Annotated in this window: 14 protein-coding genes and 1 pseudogene; 6 read left to right on the top strand and 9 right to left on the bottom strand. The window is 73.6% G+C overall.

What is annotated here, in order from left to right; all coding sequences use genetic code 11:
* Positions 1–35: 35 nt before the first annotated feature.
* Positions 36–2158, bottom strand: a pseudogene (locus tag MCBG_RS18120) (PhoX family phosphatase).
* Between the two features lie 169 nt (positions 2159–2327).
* Between MCBG_RS18120 and MCBG_RS18115 the strand changes: the two are divergent.
* Together MCBG_RS18115 and MCBG_RS18110 are read left to right on the top strand one after the other, a co-directional pair.
* Positions 2328–2897 (top strand): sigma-70 family RNA polymerase sigma factor, encoded by a 570-nt coding sequence (locus MCBG_RS18115; protein WP_036343884.1) that lies wholly within the window; start codon positions 2328–2330, stop codon positions 2895–2897.
* Entirely contained in the window at positions 2894–3583 is a 690-nt protein-coding gene (locus tag MCBG_RS18110) for an anti-sigma factor family protein (RefSeq protein ID WP_043327293.1), read from the top strand. The genes MCBG_RS18115 and MCBG_RS18110 overlap by 4 nt, the downstream gene beginning before the upstream one ends.
* 85 nt (positions 3584–3668) lie before the next feature.
* On the opposite strand, the gene rarD is transcribed toward MCBG_RS18110, so the two are convergent.
* The 4 genes from rarD to eccE form a co-directional block, all read right to left on the bottom strand.
* Positions 3669–4598, bottom strand: a complete 930-nt coding sequence (gene rarD, locus MCBG_RS18105; protein WP_043327290.1) for an EamA family transporter RarD — start codon at positions 4596–4598, stop codon at positions 3669–3671.
* Positions 4595–5083 carry a GNAT family N-acetyltransferase gene (locus tag MCBG_RS18100; RefSeq protein ID WP_043327286.1) on the bottom strand — a complete coding sequence of 163 codons (489 nt, stop codon included), beginning with the start codon at positions 5081–5083 and terminating at the stop codon, positions 4595–4597. Before MCBG_RS18100 ends, rarD begins: the two co-directional genes overlap by 4 nt.
* Before the next feature lie 97 nt (positions 5084–5180).
* A complete protein-coding gene (locus MCBG_RS18095) occupies positions 5181–5567 on the bottom strand; it encodes a phage holin family protein (RefSeq protein ID WP_030503717.1) in 387 nt (128 codons plus the stop codon).
* 59 nt (positions 5568–5626) lie between these two features.
* Positions 5627–7456, bottom strand: coding sequence for a type VII secretion protein EccE (gene eccE / locus MCBG_RS18090; RefSeq protein ID WP_369799314.1), 1830 nt, complete (start codon positions 7454–7456; stop codon positions 5627–5629).
* Between the two features lie 201 nt (positions 7457–7657).
* Between eccE and MCBG_RS18085 the strand changes: the two genes are divergently transcribed.
* The gene (locus MCBG_RS18085; protein WP_030503719.1) at positions 7658–7975 is read left to right on the top strand and encodes a WXG100 family type VII secretion target; all 318 of its coding nucleotides are present in this window, start codon (positions 7658–7660) and stop codon (positions 7973–7975) included.
* Between the two features lie 20 nt (positions 7976–7995).
* Positions 7996–8289, top strand: a complete 294-nt coding sequence (locus MCBG_RS18080) for a WXG100 family type VII secretion target (RefSeq protein WP_043327280.1) — start codon at positions 7996–7998, stop codon at positions 8287–8289.
* Positions 8290–8335: 46 nt separating this feature from the next.
* Here the strand turns inward: MCBG_RS18080 and mycP are convergent, their stop codons facing one another.
* Positions 8336–9541, bottom strand: a complete 1206-nt coding sequence (mycP, locus tag MCBG_RS18075) for a type VII secretion-associated serine protease mycosin (RefSeq protein WP_043327278.1) — start codon at positions 9539–9541, stop codon at positions 8336–8338.
* A gap of 152 nt (positions 9542–9693) precedes the next feature.
* Here mycP and MCBG_RS18070 point away from each other — a divergent pair, with 152 nt between their 5' ends.
* Complete coding sequence (locus MCBG_RS18070; protein WP_043330723.1) at positions 9694–12597, top strand: SseB family protein; 2904 nt, start codon at positions 9694–9696, stop codon at positions 12595–12597.
* Positions 12594–12959: a hypothetical protein gene (locus MCBG_RS18065; RefSeq protein WP_043327276.1), complete on the top strand. Its 366-nt coding sequence runs from the start codon at positions 12594–12596 to the stop codon at positions 12957–12959. The genes MCBG_RS18070 and MCBG_RS18065 overlap by 4 nt, the downstream gene beginning before the upstream one ends.
* A 1-nt stretch (position 12960) precedes the next feature.
* Here the strand turns inward: MCBG_RS18065 and MCBG_RS18060 are convergent, their stop codons facing one another.
* The 3 genes from MCBG_RS18060 to MCBG_RS18050 all read right to left on the bottom strand — a co-directional run bounded on the left by MCBG_RS18060 (position 12961) and on the right by MCBG_RS18050 (position 16908).
* On the bottom strand, positions 12961–13893 hold the full coding sequence (locus tag MCBG_RS18060; protein WP_043327273.1) for an alpha/beta fold hydrolase: 933 nt from the start codon (positions 13891–13893) through the stop codon (positions 12961–12963).
* Between the two features lie 104 nt (positions 13894–13997).
* On the bottom strand, positions 13998–14336 hold the full coding sequence (locus MCBG_RS18055) for a hypothetical protein (RefSeq protein ID WP_043327271.1): 339 nt from the start codon (positions 14334–14336) through the stop codon (positions 13998–14000).
* A 169-nt stretch (positions 14337–14505) separates the two neighbouring features.
* On the bottom strand, positions 14506–16908 hold the full coding sequence (locus tag MCBG_RS18050) for an immune inhibitor A domain-containing protein (protein WP_043327268.1): 2403 nt from the start codon (positions 16906–16908) through the stop codon (positions 14506–14508).
* Positions 16909–17061: the final 153 nt, after the last annotated feature.

The raw sequence follows: 17061 nt of genomic DNA, 5'->3' as shown, positions 1-17061 counted from the left end.
GGAGCGGACCAGCGCCGGACCGCTCCCGGGGTGGGTCAGCTGCCGACCGGGCCGCCGTCGAGGCGCCAGGTGACCACCACGCCGGGCTTGGCGAAGTCGCCGTCCGGCCAGGTGGAGGCCGGGTTCTCCACCGACGCGCCGGTCACCTCGCCCGGGTGCTGCACCGCCACGAAGACCGAGCGGTTGTCACCGGTGATGAACGGGCCGCAGGTCTCCGCGCCGAGCGGCACGGTGAGGAACTGCTTCAGGTGACCTCGCTCCGGGCCCTCCACGGCGGTGGCGAACAGGCCGTCGTTGCTGCCCAGCGCGTTGCCGTCGGTCGAGATCCACAGGTTGCCGGTGGCGTCGAAGGCGACGTTGTCCGGGCAGGAGATCGGCGAGACCCTGGTCTTGTCGTACCCGGCGAAGTGCGTCGAGGCGTCGGCCGGGTCGCCGCAGACGATCGGCAGCGACCAGGCGAAGGTCTCGGCCGTGTTGTCGCCGCGGTCCTCGACCAGCTCCAGGATCTGCCCGTGCCGGTTGCTGTTGCGCGGGTTCGCCTCGTCAGCCGGGGCCTTGCCCGCCTTGCCGCGGTCGCTGTTGTTCGTCAGCGCCACGTACACCTTGCCGGTGAGCAGGCTCGGCTCGACGTCCTCGGGGCGGTCCATCTTCGTCGCGCCGACCCTGTCCCCGGCCAGCCGGGTGAACGTGAGCACGTCGGCGGCGGTCATGCCGTCGACGTACGAGCGGTTGCCGCTGACCAGCTTGATCCAGCGCCCCCGGCCGCCGAAACCGCCGTCGGCCGGGAGCTTGCCGGAACCGTCGATCTCGGCGGCCGGGCTGTTCCCCTCGATCCTGGCGACGTAGAGCGTGCCCGACTCCAGCAGCGTCAGGTTGTGCCGCCGGGCCACCGAGGACTTGCCCGGCATGAACTTCTTGTCCGACACGAACTTGTAGAGGTAGTCGAAGCGCTCGTCGTCGCCCATGTACGCGACCACGCGGCCGTCGCGCGCCACGATGACGTTCGCGCCCTCGTGCTTGAACCGGCCCAGCGCGGTGTGCTTGCGCGGCTTGGACTGCGGGTCGAACGGGTCGATCTCGACGACCCAGCCGAACCGGTTCGCCTCGTTGGGGTGCCGGGCCAGGTCGAAGCGCTCGTCCGCCCGGTCCCACTTGCGGCTGCCGCTCGGGTAGCGCACGTCGGTCGGGATGCCGTAGCGGGTCAGCTTCGCCTTCTGCTCCTCGGCCACCGCGTCGCCGCCGACGAAGTACTGGTTGAAGTTCTCCTCGCCGGAGAGCACAGTGCCCCACGGGGTGACGCCGCCGGCGCAGTTGTTGAGCGTGCCGACGACGGTCCGGCCCTTCGGGTCGGCGGCGGTACGCAGCCACGCCGACCCGGCCGCCGGGCCGGTCATCTCGAACTTCGTCGCCAGCGCCGTGACCCGGCGGTTGTACTCGCGCCGACCGCGCCGGACCGGCTGCCACTGCCCGGTGTTCTCCACCCGCTCCAGCTCGACCACTGACATGCCGTGCGCGGCCATCGCCACCCGCACCTGCTCCACGGTCAGCGCGTCCTGGCTGGTGAAGCCGGGGAACATGAGGTCCTCGTTTGTGTACTCGTGGTTCACCACGAGCAGCGCGCGCCGACGGTCGATCGGCAGCACGCCGACGAAGTCGTTGTTGTAGCCGAACTGCTTGGACTGGGCGGCGGCGGTCTGCCGGCCCAGGTTGAACGCGGGCGCGCCGGGCACGACCTCGTCACCCCAGCGGATCACCACCGAGTGGTCGTACCCGTTCGGCACGACGAGCGTGTCGAGCTTGTTCGGCGGGATCGGCTTGAACGTCAGCGCGCCGCTGCCGGGACGACCCGCGCCGGTGGCGGCCACCCCGCCCTCGCCGGGCACCGGCGGAGCGGCGGGGGCGGCGGCCCCGGGGACCCGGCCAGCGCGCCCGCCGCGGCGCCGCCGAAGCCGAGCACCAGCGCGCCGACCGCGCCGGCCCGGACCACGCCGCGCCGGGAGATCTCGGTGTCGACCACGTCCCCGAAGTACGGGTTGTCGGTCGGGTTGGGCACCGGGTGGTCGCAGGCGTTGCCGCACCGGTACAGACAGGTCATCGCGTCGCGGCTGCCGTGGCGGGTGCCACCGAGCAGCGGAAGCAGGCGAGGCCGGTCGCTCATGAGGTGGAGCCTCCAGATCGGACGAGGGGGAAGGCGCACGGGCGAGGGAGCCCGCGCTCACCCGCCGGACGCTGCCAGGGCGCCGTGAGCGGCGGTCGGCCCGCAGCTGAACCGGACGTGAACAGCTCCGTCGTGACCTGCGGCTGAACCGTTCGGCGACACGGCACGTATGGAAGGGCGTACACATCGCCGGTCTCCCCGCCGCCGGAAGCGAGGTACCGCCATCAGCGACCACGACGCCCAACTGCTGCGCGCGCTGCACGACGAGCATGCCGACGCGCTGTACGCGCACGCCCTGCGGCTGGTCAACGGCGATCGGCCCCGCGCCGAGGACCTGGTGCAGGAGACGCTGCTGCGCGCCTGGCGGCACCCCGAGTCGCTGGACCCGCGACGCGGCTCGGTACGCGCCTGGCTGTTCACCACGGCGCGGAACCTGGCCATCGACGCCTGGCGGCGGCGCTCGGCCCGGGTCGGCGAGGTGTACACGGACGAACTGCCGGAGACCGCCGAGACGGTCGACGAGACGGAGCGCGCGGTGGAGGCGTGGACCGTGGCCGAGGCGCTCAACCGGCTCAGCCCGACCCATCGGGAAGTGCTCGTCGAGTGCTTCTACCAGGGGCGTTCGGTGGCGGAGGCGGCGGCGCGGCTGGGCGTACCGCCCGGCACGGTGAAGTCGCGTACCCACTACGCGCTGCGCTCACTACGGTTGGCGCTGGCCGAGATGGGGGTGACCGGATGACACGCTGCGAGTTCGCTCACGACGACGGGGCGTACGTGCTTGGTGCCCTCGCCCCGGCGGACCGGGTCGCCTACGAGCGGCACCTGGCCGGCTGCGCCCAGTGCCGGGAGGCGGTGGCCGAGATCGCCGTGCTGCCCGGCCTGCTGGGCCGGCTCGACCCGGCCGGCCTGGAGCAGTTCCTGGAGGTCGGGCCGGAGACGTCGCGGGTGCCCGCGCTGCTCGACGCCGCGCGGGAGCGCAAGCGCCGCGAGCGGTCCCGCTCCCGCCGCCGGTACGCGCTGACCGCGCTCGCCGCCGCCGCGCTCGCGGTGCTGGCCGGCGTCGGGGTGGCGCTGGTCCAGCCGCCGGCTGAGCCGTCCACGCCGCAGGTGGCGTTGACCTCCATGCGGCCGGTGGCCGGGACGGTGCCGGTGCACGCCGAGGTGGGGCTGACCGAGACGCCGTGGGGCACCGAGGTCACCATGCACTGCGGCTACGACAGGCGGGCCGGGCACCGGGAGGCGTACACGTTCCGGCTGGTGGCGCACGGCCCGGACGGCGCGACGGAGCAGATCGGCTCCTGGCTCGCCGCCCCCGGCGACGACCTGCGGTTCTCCGGGGTAACCCGGTTCACCAAGGGTGAACTGGTCCGCCTGGAACTCCTCCGAGGCGCCAATTCCCCCGTCCTGGCTTACGACTTCCGCTGACCGCCGTCCCCCTCCCCGTTGATCTTGCAGTTGCGGCCCTCGGCGCGGGTGATTGGTCCCTTTCGCGGGGGCGGTAAGTGCAAGATCAACGGGACGGGGTGGGTGCGGCGGCCGGGGTGGGGGTGCGGGTGGACTGGCGGGTGCGGTGGGAGTGACGCAGGGCGTCGGCGGTGAAGACCATCAGGGCCAGCCACACCAGCGCGAAGCCGGCCAGCCGGACCGGGGGCATCGGCTCGTGGAAGATCAGCACGCCGCAGCCGAGCTGGAGGATCGGGGCCAGATATTGCAGCATGCCGACAGTGGACAGCGGCAGCCGGTTCGCCGCCCCGGCGAACAGCAGCAGCGGGATCGCGGTGGCAGCGCCGGCCAGCACCAGCAGCGCGGTGTGCCCGGCCGAGACGTGCCCGAACGTCGAGTCACCGCGCGCCGACAGCCAGCCCAGGTACGCCAGCGCGGGCAGCGCCAGCACCGCCGACTCCACGAACAGCCCTTCCGTGGCGGGCAGCGCGAGGCGCTTCTTGACCAGGCCGTACCCGGCGAAGCTGAACGCCAGGGTGAGCGCCAGCCAGGGCAGCCGGCCGTAGTCGATGGCGAGCACCGCCACCGCGAGCCCGCCGACGCCGAGCGCCGCCCACTGCGCCGGTCGCAGCCGTTCGCGCAGCAGGAAGACGCCGAACAGCACCGACACCAGCGGGTTGATGAAGTACCCGAGCGCCGTCTCCACCACCCGGTCGGAGTTCACGCCGTAGATGTACGTGCCCCAGTTGACGGCGATCAGCGCGGCGGCGAGCCCGATGCCGGCGAGCGCCCGCGGCCGCCCGGCCAGCCTGCGCAGAAAACCGGCGTGCCGCGTGGCGGCCAGCAGCAACGCCACGAACGCCACCGACCAGAGGATCCGGTGCGCGAGGATCTCCATCGGCCCGGCCGGGCGCAGCAGCTTCAGGTAGATCGGGAAGAAACCCCAGATCAGGTACGCGCCGACGCCGTACAGGTAGCCGAGCCGGAGCTGGTTCACCGCTCCACCGTAAGTGGTGGATCTGTCTGCTGATCCTTATCGGTGACCGGCGTCACCCGCTGATCCAGCTCCATCCACCGATCCGGCGCGACCGGGCGGAAGCCGAGCTTCGCGTAGACCCCGTGCGCGTCGAGCGTCGCCAGCAGGATCCGGCGTACGCCCAGCTCGGCCAAGTGGTCGCGGACCGCGCCGGCCAGCCAGGTGCCCAGCCCGCGACCGCGCTCGGCCGGGTCGACGTAGACGTCGCAGAGCCAGGCGAACGTGGCCCGGTCGGTGACCACCCGGGCGACAGCGACCTGCCGGCCGTCACCGGCGCGGTAGACGCCGAAGCCGATCGAGCCGGCGAACGAGCGCGCGACCGTCTCCCGCTCCCGCCCCCGCGCCCAGTAGGCGTCGCCGGCGAGCCAGGCGTGCACCCGGTCCAGGTCGATCCGGTCCGGGTCGGTGCTGATCTGGTAGCCGTCCGCGCGGGTCACAGTGAACACCCGCCGACGCTAGCGCCGACACCCGGGCCGCTCGCCAGCCAATTCCCTCCTGGTGGTCCCGGCCGGTCGCCGTCGCGCCCGGCCGGGACCGGGGGTGTCAGTCGCGGTCGAGGACGGCGCCCAGGATCCAGGTGACGATGCCGACGAACAGCGCGCCCAGCACCGCCTCCGGCCAGAACCCGTCCACGTGGAAGGGCAACCCGGCCTCACCGGCGATCCAACTGGTGAGCAGGAAGAGCAGGCCGTTCACCACGAGCGCGATCAAACCGAGGGTGAGCAGGTAGAAGCCGCAACCCACGGTCTTGATGATCGGCTGGAGCACCGCGTTGACCACTCCGAAGATCACCGCGACGAGAACCAGCGTGATCACGGTCTCGGTGGCCGACCCGGAGTCCAGCGAGATGCCGGGGATGAGCAGCGTGGCGAGCCAGAACGCCACTGCCGTCGAGCCCACACGAATCAGAAGACCCTTCAGGAAATCCATGGCCGGGATCGTGCCACGGACGTACCACCAGGGAAAGCAGCGTGACGCCCCCGCGCGCCTCAGCGTCGCGCCGGGCGACCGACCAGTTGCGACTCCACAGGCGTCGGTGAGAGCAGCGCCCACCGCAGGGCCCGCCGGTTGACCACCGCCACCATGTCGTCGCGGATGCGGGTCAACCAGTCGGCGGATCCGCCGAGCCCGAGCGCCGCTCCGGCCAGCGCCGCCTCGTCCGGGTCGAGTGGCTGCAGGATCACCAGGTCGGCGCGGGCCAGCGTCGCCGTGTCGGCCGCGGTCAGCTCGTCGCGGACCACGAGCACGGACTGCCAGGCCGCGTCCGGCCCGGCCTCCGGCGGCACCGGGCCGACGTCGACCACCACCAGCAGCGGGCACAGCGGTGAGGCGGGCGCGCCGCCGGGCGGACGCCCCGGCGGAAGCAGCGGTACGCCGCCACCGAGCGTCCCGACGCCGCGGACGAACGGCTCCCAGGCCCGGGGACGGCCGGTCTGCACCGCCACCCGGGCGCCCAGCGCCAGCGCCCGCAGCACGAGCAGCTGAGCGGCCGGCACACCGCCGATCAGCAGCACCCGTGTCGGGGTGGGCCGGAACAGGCGCACGGTGAGCGCGGCGCCGTGGCGGTTGGCGCCCACCATCAGACCGGCGGTGGCCGGGGGCAGTTCCAGCGCGGGCGGCGGCGACCCGGACCCACCGGTCACCCCGAGCGGCAGCGTGGCGGCGAGCCCGGCCAGGTGCTCCCCGTCGAGCCGGCGCAGCTCCCCGCCGACGTCACCGGCGACGCGCCGAAGCGTCCGATCCACCGCCGACAACTCGTCCGCGCTGCCGGCGGCGACCCGCACCGCCAGCTCGGCCGGGGCCGGATTCGTCCCGGTGCGGGGTCCGACCGTCAGCGCGACGGTGGTGGCGGTGGCCGGCACCGCGAGCAGCCGGGTGACCAGCCCCGGGGAGGGCTCGCCCCGCGGATCGGGCCACCGGCGCAGTCGCCAGGTGGCCTGCGCCAGCCCGCCCACGGTGAGCAGCGGCCACGTCTCCCGGACCGGGGCGCCGGGCTCGTGATGGGCCAGCTCGGCGATCACCCGCAGCGCCGCGTCCCCGCCGAGCGGCCGGGCGGTGAGCGGCCCGAGCCGGCGGACGATCCGCCGCAGCGTGCCGGAGAGCGCCCGCAGCAACTCCTCGTCCGGCCAGCCGTCCGCCCGCAACACCTGGACGGCCAGGACCGCGCGCGTCCGCCCCGGCACCCGGCCGTCGGTGAGCTGCCGGTAGGACGTCCCGGCGGGACCGCCCGCGACGGCCGGCACGGGCGCGGGGGAGGACGAGAAGACGAGCTGCAACCGGACCGCTGGGGCGTCCGGGCCGCTCGGCGGGAGCAGGTCGGACGGTACGGGCAGCCGGCGCGCGTGGTCACCGAGCAGGTCGTCCGGGTCGCCGAGTTCCAGCAGCGCGGTCAGGCCGGCGGCGTCGTGCAGCACCGCGGCCGGACCGCCGGCCAGCTCGGTGGAGCCGGCCACCGCCCCCGGCCGGACCAGTTCCAGCAGCGCCGCCGGATCGGCGGCCGACGGCAGGGCGCGGCGCCGGGTCAGGTACGCGACGGCGGTGACGAGCCATTCGTGCAGCCAGCGGCCGCGTACCCGGATCCACGCGGCCGGCAGCATCAGCGCGGCGGTGAGCAGCGCGGCGGCGGTCGCCACGAAGCCCCGCCCGGCGGCGGCCACCAGCACGGCCGCCGCGACCTGTGTCGCCACGACCTGACCGGCCCGCTGCCGCGCGCCCGGCCGCCGTGTCCACAGTGGGGCGGACGCGGCCGGCCGGGTCGTTGTCGTCGCGGCCACCGCACCTCCTCGCTCGGGTCCTGCTGTGACGTCACCGTGGCACATCGTAATGGCCGAGTTGTCCACAGGGGAGCCCGAGGGGGTAGCAGAACCGGAGTGGGGCGGCTACCGTCAGCGACGAAATCGTCGAGTCGCGTGTCCGCCGCCGCCTGGTCTTCCCCTCCACCGGCCCCGGGCGCCCCCGGCGAGTCCACGGTGGTCACCGGGGTGACCAGCCACGACCGAGGAGACGAGGTGACGTCCGGGATGTCCCAGACCCAGGCAGAAGCCGCGGTGATGCAGCAGACCGCCGCGAAGTTCGAGCAGGTCGACCAGTCGCTGCAGACCATGCTCAGCGGCCTGATGGCCGAGCTGGAGGTGCTGCAGCAGGCCTGGCGGGGCGCCGGAGGGCGCTCGTTCGCGCAGGTCAAGCAGCAGTGGGCGCAGGACCAGGCGGCCCTGCAGCGGGCGCTGCGGGAGACCGCCACCGCGATCCGCACCGCCGGCCGGCAGTACGACCTGTCCGACACCGAGGCCGCCGGCCGGGTGGCGGGCACCAACCGCGGCATCCAGCTGCCGCTCTGACAACCGGAAGGATCGAACTCATGGAGCACGGTGTGCTGGTCGTCAACTTCGCCGCCCTGCAACAGGCCGGCGCCGACATCCAACGGGCGCTGTCCACCCTGGAGAGCCAGCTCGGCCAGTTGGAACGCGACGCCGCCCCGCTGGTGGCGAGCTGGAACGGCGCCGCCCGCGAGGCGTACGAGGTGCGGCAGTCCCGGTGGCGGGCCGCCTCGCAGGACCTGCAGGCGATGCTGCGCGACATCAAGCTCGCGGTGGAGGATTCCGCGGCCGACTACCTCGACACCGAGAAGCGCAACACCAACCTGTTCCAGTGAAGCGTCCCGTGCGGCCCGGGTCTGCCGATCCGGGCCGCACGGCGGTTCAGGCCGGGTCGGCCGCCCGCCAGCGGCGCCGTGCTCCGCGCGGCAGCACCAGGGCGAGCGCCGCCACGAGTGCCACGGTCCCGCCCACGACGGCGGCGGTCAGCAGCGCCCGGTCCCGGGCCGTCCCGCGGCGAGCCTCGCGGGCCAGCGCGGCCGGATCCGGCCGGTCGGCGGGCAGCGCGGCGCCCGGCCGGGGCCGGGAGTCCACCACGCCCGCCGACTCGGTCACCGCCCGGTACGGGTTGAGCACCCCCGCGCCGTAGCCGGTCTCCCGTCCCGGGGCCGGGTCGGCGGCGGCCACGATCCGGGCGGCCACCTCGTCCGCGCTCAGCCGGGGCCGGTACTGACGCAGCAGCGCCGCGGTGCCGGCCACGAACGGAGTGGCGTAGCTGGTGCCCTCCGCCCGGTGGTGTCCCTGGCGGGGCGCCGCCATCAGCACCTCGCTGCCCGGGGCGACCACGTCGACGTACGGGCCGGTCTGGGAGAACGCCGAGCGGGTGCCGTCCGGGCCGATCGCGCCCACCCCCAGCACGCCGTCGTACGCGGCCGGGTAGGGCCGGGGATCGCCGTTGTCGTGCAGGTTCCCGGCGGCGGCCACCACCACCACGTCCTGTCGCAGCGCGTACGCGACGGCGGCGCGCACGTCGGGGTCGTCCGCGTACAGCACGACCGACAGGTTGAGCACGTCGGCGTCGTGGTCCACCGCCCACCGGATCGCCCGGGCGAACCCGGCCGCGTCGACGGTACGCCCCGACTCCCGCCCCTCGACCACCTGCTGCTCGCTCACCCGTACCGGCAGGATGCGCGCGTCCGGCGCGAGGCCGCGGAACGCGACGCCGGGCTGCGGGGCGGCGGCGACGATGCTCGCGACACCGGTGCCGTGCCCGGCGCAGTCCCGGGTGCCGTCCCCGCCCGGGTCGAGGAAGTCGGCGCCGGACAGGACGCGCCCGGCGAGCTGCGGATGGGACCGGTCCACGCCCGAGTCGATCACCGCGACCACGACTCCGGCGCCGGTGGCGAGCGGGGCGAGCCGGTCCGGGGCGTACCGTTGCTGCGGCCACGGCTGTTGCGCGACCGGCCGCGCCGGGGCGGGTGGCGAGGCGCAGCCGGCCGGCGCGCGAGCCGCCGCGGGGGCGACCGGAGACCCGACGGCGAGGAGCGTCGCCAGGGCGGCCACGGCCGGGTGCGCGACAGGCCGATACATCGACGACCTCCGTAACGTGTCGGCTCCGGGACGGGATGTTATCGCCTCGTGGACATCGGGGCGGACCGTCGATGGCCAGAAGTCCTGATCTTGCTGCCACCTTGTAGGTTGTAGGCGATGCCTGTGGCCTGTTCGCGGAAGGAGAGGTGGCCGTGACCGGATGGGAGCCGGCCACCGAGGCCGAGGTGGCGATGCGGGACGCGCTGCGCGCCCAGGACCAGCAGCAGTACTTTCGGGTGCTGACGCGCGTCGATCTGTTCCTGCCGGTCGCGGGCGGCCCGGCCGGCGGATGGGGCACCTGGACCTCCGGCGGCCGCACGCACGTGCTCGCCTTCACCTCCGCCGCCGCGCTGCGGGCCAGCCTGGGGGAGAACGCCGGCACGGCCCGCCGTGTCCCCTACCCGGAACTGGCGGACGGCTGGCCCAACCCGGAGTGGTGGCTGGCGGTCAACCCCGGGCTGCCGATCGAGGGCTACCTGCCCGCCTGGTACGTCGCTCAGCTCTCCCGGGGCGACGTCCGGCTGCCCGGGCGGACCATGGGCGCTCGGGCCCGGCTGGAGCGGGTGGAGGGCGCGGCCCGGAGCGCTCGCAACGGCGTACCCGATTCCGCGCCTCGCCCGTCCGCCGTACCCGTCCCGCCGGCCGCCGTCCCGCCCCCTGTCGTTCCGGCTCCCGCGGTTCCGCCCGCAGCCGTTCCGCCTCCCGCGGTGCCGCCTCCGGCGGTGCCGGGCGACCGGGGCGGACGGCGGACTGCGGACGACGAGCCGCCGACGGTGCCGGTACGCGGCGGTTCGGTGCTGGGGCGGCGGCTGCCGACCGTGCCGCCCCGCCGCCGGGAGCCGGACCGGGACAGCCCGGGCCGCGCCGACCCGGGCGACGAACCGGGTACGGACGCCCTGGACGGCTGGCTCACCGACCTGCGCCGCCGCCCCGACGAGCCGGACCCCTTCGCCGCCGAGCCCGCGTCGACCGACGAGCCGCCGCCGACCCCCACGCCACCGCCACCGTCGCGGTCCTTCTTCGAGCCCGCCTCCGGTCGCTCGGCCCGGCGCCCGTCACCGCTGGACGCGCCACGGCGGGCCGCCGACCGGGCCACCCCGCCGACCCGGTTCGCCGGTGGCCAGCCGTTTCCGCGTCGCCGTCCGCTGAACGAGCCGGTACGGGAGGACCCCACCCAGGCGTTCGCGGCGCAGGCGGACGAGCCGCCTCCGGCGCTCCGGACCGACGAGGCGACCCAGGCGTTCCGGCCGAGCCGCCCACCCGAGGACGCCATCGGGACGCTGCCCCGGCGTCACTCCGGCCCTGCCACCCCCGCGACGGACACGTGGGCCGACCCGGTCGGCCCCGACCGGGAGGCCCCGCCCTGGAACGCTGCCGAGGACCCGACGGAGGCGCTGTCGCCCTCGATCGCCGAGCCGGTGTCGAGCCCGCCCGCGCCGCGCCGGGACTTCACCCCCATCGTCATCGAGGGCACGGTCATCGAGGCCCGCGACCTGACCGAGCCCGATCAGCCCTGGTCCGCGCAGTACGCCGACCCGGTACGTGCCGCGTCGGCCGATCACGCGGCGGCACCCTGGGCCGGTGACCCGACCGCGCCGCTCCCGGCCGACCCGCTGCTGACGACCGGCGACGAGACGATGAACCTCACCGAGGCCGCCCACACCGTTGCGCCGGCCGAGACGGCGCCGTTCGACCGGGCCGGGCGGCTCGACGATCCGACGGTGTCGTTCACCTCGACGGCCGAACCCACTGTTTCCCTGTTCGAGGCGCACACGCCGGCTGCCGAGCCGACCACCTCGCTGTTCGCGCCGACGCCGCCCGAGCAGACGGCGGCCCTGTTCGCGCCGGCCACCGCCGGGGAACAGGCCACCGTGTCGCTCTTCGAGCCGGCCGCCGACGCCGAGCCGGCCACGCAGCCGGCCACCGAGGCCGAACCGGCGGCCTTCGACGACTCCGTCACCACGTCGCTGTTCGCGCCGGGTGAGCCGACCGTCGCGCTGTCCACCCCGCACGAGACGCCGGACACCTCGGCGCCGCCCGCGCCCCTGGCGGAGCCGGCGCCGATCGACGGCGACCCGGTGAGCGCCGCCGCTCCGGCCGACTTCGTGCCGGCGAACAACGTGGAGGAGGAGTTGCTGGCCGCCGCGGGCAGCGGGAGCACCGACGGCTTCCTCACCACCCTGCTGCTGGCCCGGGTGCTGCTGCCGGCCGCGCCCGACTCGGCCGCGGGCAGCCGGCCGGGTGAGCCGGGGTTCGTCTGGCACACCGAGCCGGTGGACGGCGAGACGTCCGTCTCGGTCTACACCTCCCCGGAACGCCTCGCCGAGCACGCCGGAGACGCGGTCGAGACGGTACGGGTCAAGTTCGTCCAGCTCATTCGCAAGTGGCCGGACGTGTCCTGGTCGTTCCGGGTGAACCCGGACAGCCCGGTCGGCGCGACGTACCCGGGGGAGCAGGTTCTCGCGCTCGCCAACTGGGCGGCCGAGGTGGGCCTCGGCGACGACCCGGAGCCGGCCGCCGCGCAGCAGCCGGCGGAACGACAGCGCCCCGAGGCGCCGACCATCGCCGCGAACCAGCCGGTGACCATGCAGAAGGCGATCGCGGCGAGCCAGCTCGCGTACTACCTGGAGCGTGGCTACGACCGGGTCTCCGGCTTCGTGCACCGGGCCGGGGAACTGGCGCACCTGAACAGCCCGGCGGAGCTGTACCGGGCGCTCGGGCTCGGCCACCCGGGTTCGCCGTTCTCCCCGGACGACGAGGAGATCTACCTGCTGCGCTGGCCGGCCTACCGGCCGAGCCTCTACCGGATCCCCTACGGCGGGCCGAACGAGGCCGCGATGCGGGCGATGGAGGGCTGGGTGATCGAGCGGCCGCCGTTCCGCGGCAACGGCTTCGCTCCCGGGGAGAGCAGCGACGTGATCGCCGAGTTCAAGGTGGACAGCGCCCGCCTGCCGCACGGCGCCGAGCTGTGGCGGCTCGGCGCGGACGGCGCCACGCGGCTGGTCGCGGTTCTGGACACCGACGCGCTGGTCTGGCGGAAGGCGGACGAGGCGTGACCCGCGACGGCTACGTGGCCCGCTGGCGGGGGCGGGAGTACCAGGCCAGCCCCGCCGGGGACGAGGTCCGCCTCTACCAGCCCGGACCGGAGGAGGGGTTCACCGAGGTACGTCCCGGCCGGTACGTCCGGGTGGTGCCGGCGGCCGAGGTCGACGATCTCGCGTACGTGCGGACCACCTGCACCTGGCAGGGACAGCCGTTCATCGTGCTGGCCGAGCACGAGGGCTGGCTGCGGCTGGAGTACACGGGTGGGCGCTGGCCGGTGGCCGAGGCGATGGGGCTGGAGGCGTTCGATTTCGGCGTCTACCAGGGCTGGGCGCCCGCGACCGAGGTGGCCGACCTGGGCGAGCAGCGGGTCTGAGTCAGGACTTCGCCCAGCGCAGGACCTCGCCGAGCACCAGGTCACGGGCCTCCACGTGGGGGAAGTGCCCCACGTCGTCGAGCAGCCGCCACTCGTACGGCGCGCTGACGTAGCGGCCGGAGCCCTGGGCGGTACGGGGAAGCGACGCGCGGTCCAGCGCGCCGTGCAGTTGCAGGGTCGGCGTGACGAGCGGCTTCTGCATCAGCTTCACGAAGCGGTAGCCGTGCAGCCGCAGCACCGAGCGGAACGCCCAGCGGTAGCCCTCCATCGCGCAGAACGCGGCCTGCGGGATCTGCATCGCGACCCGGCAGCAGTGGGCGTACGCGGCGAAGTCGGGGCTGTCCGCCCAACGTGGGCCGCCCCACCGGCGCAGGATCTCCTCCACCTCGGCGGCGTCGTCCCGGGTCAGGACGTGCTCGTACCGGGGGAGCTGGAACTTGAGCGTCGCGGTGGCCGAGGCGAACTGGCCGCGCGGGTCGGCGAAGATGGCGGCCCGCAGCCGCAGCGGGTGCGGCGCGCCGAGCACCACGAGCCGCCGGACCAGGGTCGGGTGGAAGGAGGCGGCGGTCCAGGCGATGAGCCCGCCCGCGCCGGTGCCGACCACCGTGGCCGATCGCTCGCCCAGTGCGCGGATCAGGCCGGCGACGTCGGCGGCGAGCGTGTAGCCGTCGTACCCCCGGGGTGGTTTGTCGCTCGCGCCGTAGCCGCGCAGGTCGACGGCGACCGCCCGGAAGCCCGCGTCCGCGACCGCCGGCAGCATCTCGTGCCAGGCGTACCAGTACTCGGGGAAGCCGTGGAGGAAGAGCACCATCGGACCGGCGCCCGCCTCGACGACGTGGAACCGGCTGCCGTTGGCGCCGACGAACCGGTGCGTCCACGGCCCCTCGGGCAGGACGCAGGACTCGTCGACGGGTCCGCCGCGCTGGTCGGTCATGGGGCACAGCCTAGGGCCGCCGATCGCGCATCGGGCTCGCAGGTGACCAGGATCAGGGATTTCTCCGGGAGGTGACCCATGCGGCCCGGCGACCGCTTGCGGGGTCAGGATTCGGCGACGCGCATGGGGATGCCGGGCCCGCAGTCCACCGAGCGGTCCCGTGCGGTGAGCCGCAGTGAGACGAAGTCGCCCTTGCGCAACTCCCCGGCGTTCGGGCCGTACACGGCGTACTCCGTGCCGTTCTCGTCCATCAGGCCGTAGCAGGGTCCGGAGCCGCCCCGGGTGATCCATCCGGCGACGACGCCGGCCGGGCGGTTGTCGGTCGGCTTCCTCGGCGGGCCGGCGGGACGCCGCAGCGTCGGCAGTTCGGTGGCGGACAGCGGCGCGGGCCGGTCGGCGGGCGTGCCCGCGCCGCTCGCGGCCGGCTGGTGGTCGTCGGACACGGATCCTCCGTCTCGGCCGCGCCGTCGATCAGCGCCGTCGTGGGGCGGCCGGCAGCGTGGGGCGGGTGTCGAACGGATGGGACGCGGGCGGGGTACGCCGGGTTCCCGGAAAGGGCGATGCCCGGGCGGTGAGCCCGCCCGGGCATCGCGTGGCGCGTCGATCAGTGGATCAGGAGAAGCGGACCTTCAGCGAGGTGCCATTCTGCTCCAGGACCTTGATCTTGGTGCCGGTGGCCGGGAGCTTGACGCCGTGGTTCGGCAGCTCCGGGTACCAGTACTGCTTGGTGTCGTCGAACAGCGGCTGCGCGTCCTGACCGCGGATGTACTGCGGCTGGCTGTTGATGTGCAGCGTGAACGAGTCGGCCTTCTTCAGGCTGAACGGCGCGTCGTAGACCTGGACACGGGCCCGCCAGGGCTGGCCGGTCAGGTTGTAGATCGGCCGCGGGTGCGCGTCGATGATCATGTTCCGACCCTCACCCGGGTGCGCGAACGTGTCGTTGTCCGCGAACCGCAGGTTCCAGTAGGAGATCAGCAGACCCTCCTGGTACGCGTAGTGGTCCACGTAGTCCGGGCGGGTGTTCGCGTAGCCGAAGAAGTACGGGCCGGTCTTGAGGTACTTGTCGTACGAGACGTACGACCGGTGACCGGCGATGTAGTAGTTGTCGAACTTACGGGTGTAGGTCTCCTCGACGATGCTGAAGCCGCTGAGGGTCCAGCCGTTGGCACCGGCCTCGGCGCCGTCGGTGAGGAGGGTCTGACCGTCGGCGGTCACGGTGATCGCGTCACCGTAGAAGCCGCCCTCGGACACGCCGCCGTCCGTCTGGTAGCGGAGCCGGAACTGCACGACCTTGCCGGCGACCGCGTCCATCGGGATGTTGACGTCGACCCACTGGTCGTTGCTGGAGCCGTCCAGGGCGTAGCGCCCGGGGGAGATCTCCTTCAGCGGGGTGCCGTTGGCCGTACCGGGCAGCGAGGTCCAGGTCTGGCCACCGTCGGTGGACGCCTCGAAGAACAGGTAGTCGTAGTCCGCCTCGATGCTGTAGCGACCCTTCATCGACAGCGCGGCGCTGGTCTTCCCGGTGAGGTCGACAGTGCGCGTCATCGTGTTGTTCAGGTCGTCGTCGTTGCCCGAGAAGAACTGCTTCGTACCCTCGAACGGCTTGCCGTTCTGGAACGTGTACTCCCGCTGCGGCAGCACCACCACGGCGCCCTGGGCCTTGTTGGAGTTGTACTCCTGCGGCCCGAGTTCCAGGGTGCGCTTCTGGCCGGCCACGATCACCTCGTAGTCGAGCCAGCCGAGCTGGAGCTTGTTCCAGGCGCCGAGGTCGCCACCGCGCTCGCCGATGCCGCCGTCGTTCTTGGCGCCGAGCCGGCTCTGGGCCATCAGGGTCCAGTGCTCGTTGTTGTTGTCCCCACCGCTGACCACGTTGTAGTCGTCCGGCAGACCGAGGTCGTGGCCGTACTCGTGGTAGAAGACGCTCCGGCCACCGTTCTCCGGCTGGATCGTGTAGTCACCGATCCAGACGCCGGTGTTGCCGATCTGGGTGCCGCCGGCCGGGAAGTTCTCCGGGCCGGTGTTGCCCTGGTCGCTGGCGAAGGCGTACCACCGGTGGCTCCAGATGGCGTCCTCACCCTGGTACGGGTCACCGTCGGCCTCGTCGCCGCCGGCGTGGACGATCTGGAAGTGGTCGATGTAGCCGTCCGGCTCGTTGAAGTCGCCGTCGCCGTCGAAGTCGTACCGGTCCCACTGGTCCATCGCCTTGACGTCCGCGGCGATCTCCGCGTCGGAGCGGCCCTGCGCCTTCTGGTCGGCGACCCACTGGTTGGCGGCGTCGCGGACCAGGGCCCAGGTGTTGGTGCAGACGTTCGAGGCACACGGGTAGCCGCCGGAGCGGCCGTAGCGAGCCTCGTTGTACCGCACCTTCACCCAGTTGGTGACCTCGCCGTCGACGCTGTACCGACCCGAGGACTGGGCCTCGTAGTACTGCTTCAGCGACTCGTCGCCCGGGTTGGTGCCGAAGTACAGCTGCCGGTAGTAGTCGGCGCTGTAGTCCGCCTGCCAGACCGTGGAGTTGTCCACCGCGCGGTTGGGCTGGGGGATCTGGTTGCGGAGCGGACCGTCGAACCGGGTCGGGCCCGGGGTGTCCGGGTCGGTGTCCTGGTCCGGGTAGTTCGGGTGCCGCTCGTCGCCGAACTCCGCGAGGATGACGAAGATCCTGTCGGTCCGCTCGCGGGAGAGTTCGACGTACTGGTCCTTGGTCGGACCCTTGCCGGCCTTGGTGCTCTTGGCTGCCTTGCCCGCCGCGGGACCGGCGGCGGCCCGCTCGCCGACCTTGACGACCGTGCTGCCGTTGATCTTCTGGGCCTTCGCCCTGCCGGACAGGACCTCGCTGAGGCCTTCCTGGCGCAGCGCGCGCCGCTTCTCCTCGAGCGGGTTGGGCAGGTCGTGCTCAGCCTGCGCAGGCTCGGCCACCGACGGAGCGGCGGCCGGCAGCTTCGGCGTCGGCGCGGCGCTGGCGGCCGTGCCTGCCACCAGCCCCGTCGCGGTCAGCGAAAGCCCGAGCAGACCCACTGCGACTTTGCGCACGTGGTACCTCCGGTGTGAGGGAACCGGCCCAACTGGGGGTACGGGCCGGTGGAACGGTCCACTGGTGGGACCAAGGGTGAACATAGACACTGCTGCGACTGGTGGGAAGACGCGTGCGTCGATTTGTTGCAACTTTTT

This window comes from Micromonospora sp. M42, from assembly GCF_000568915.1.
Classification (GTDB): Bacteria; Actinomycetota; Actinomycetes; order Mycobacteriales; family Micromonosporaceae; genus Micromonospora; species Micromonospora chalcea.
This window is presented reverse-complemented; position numbering and strand designations above follow the sequence as displayed.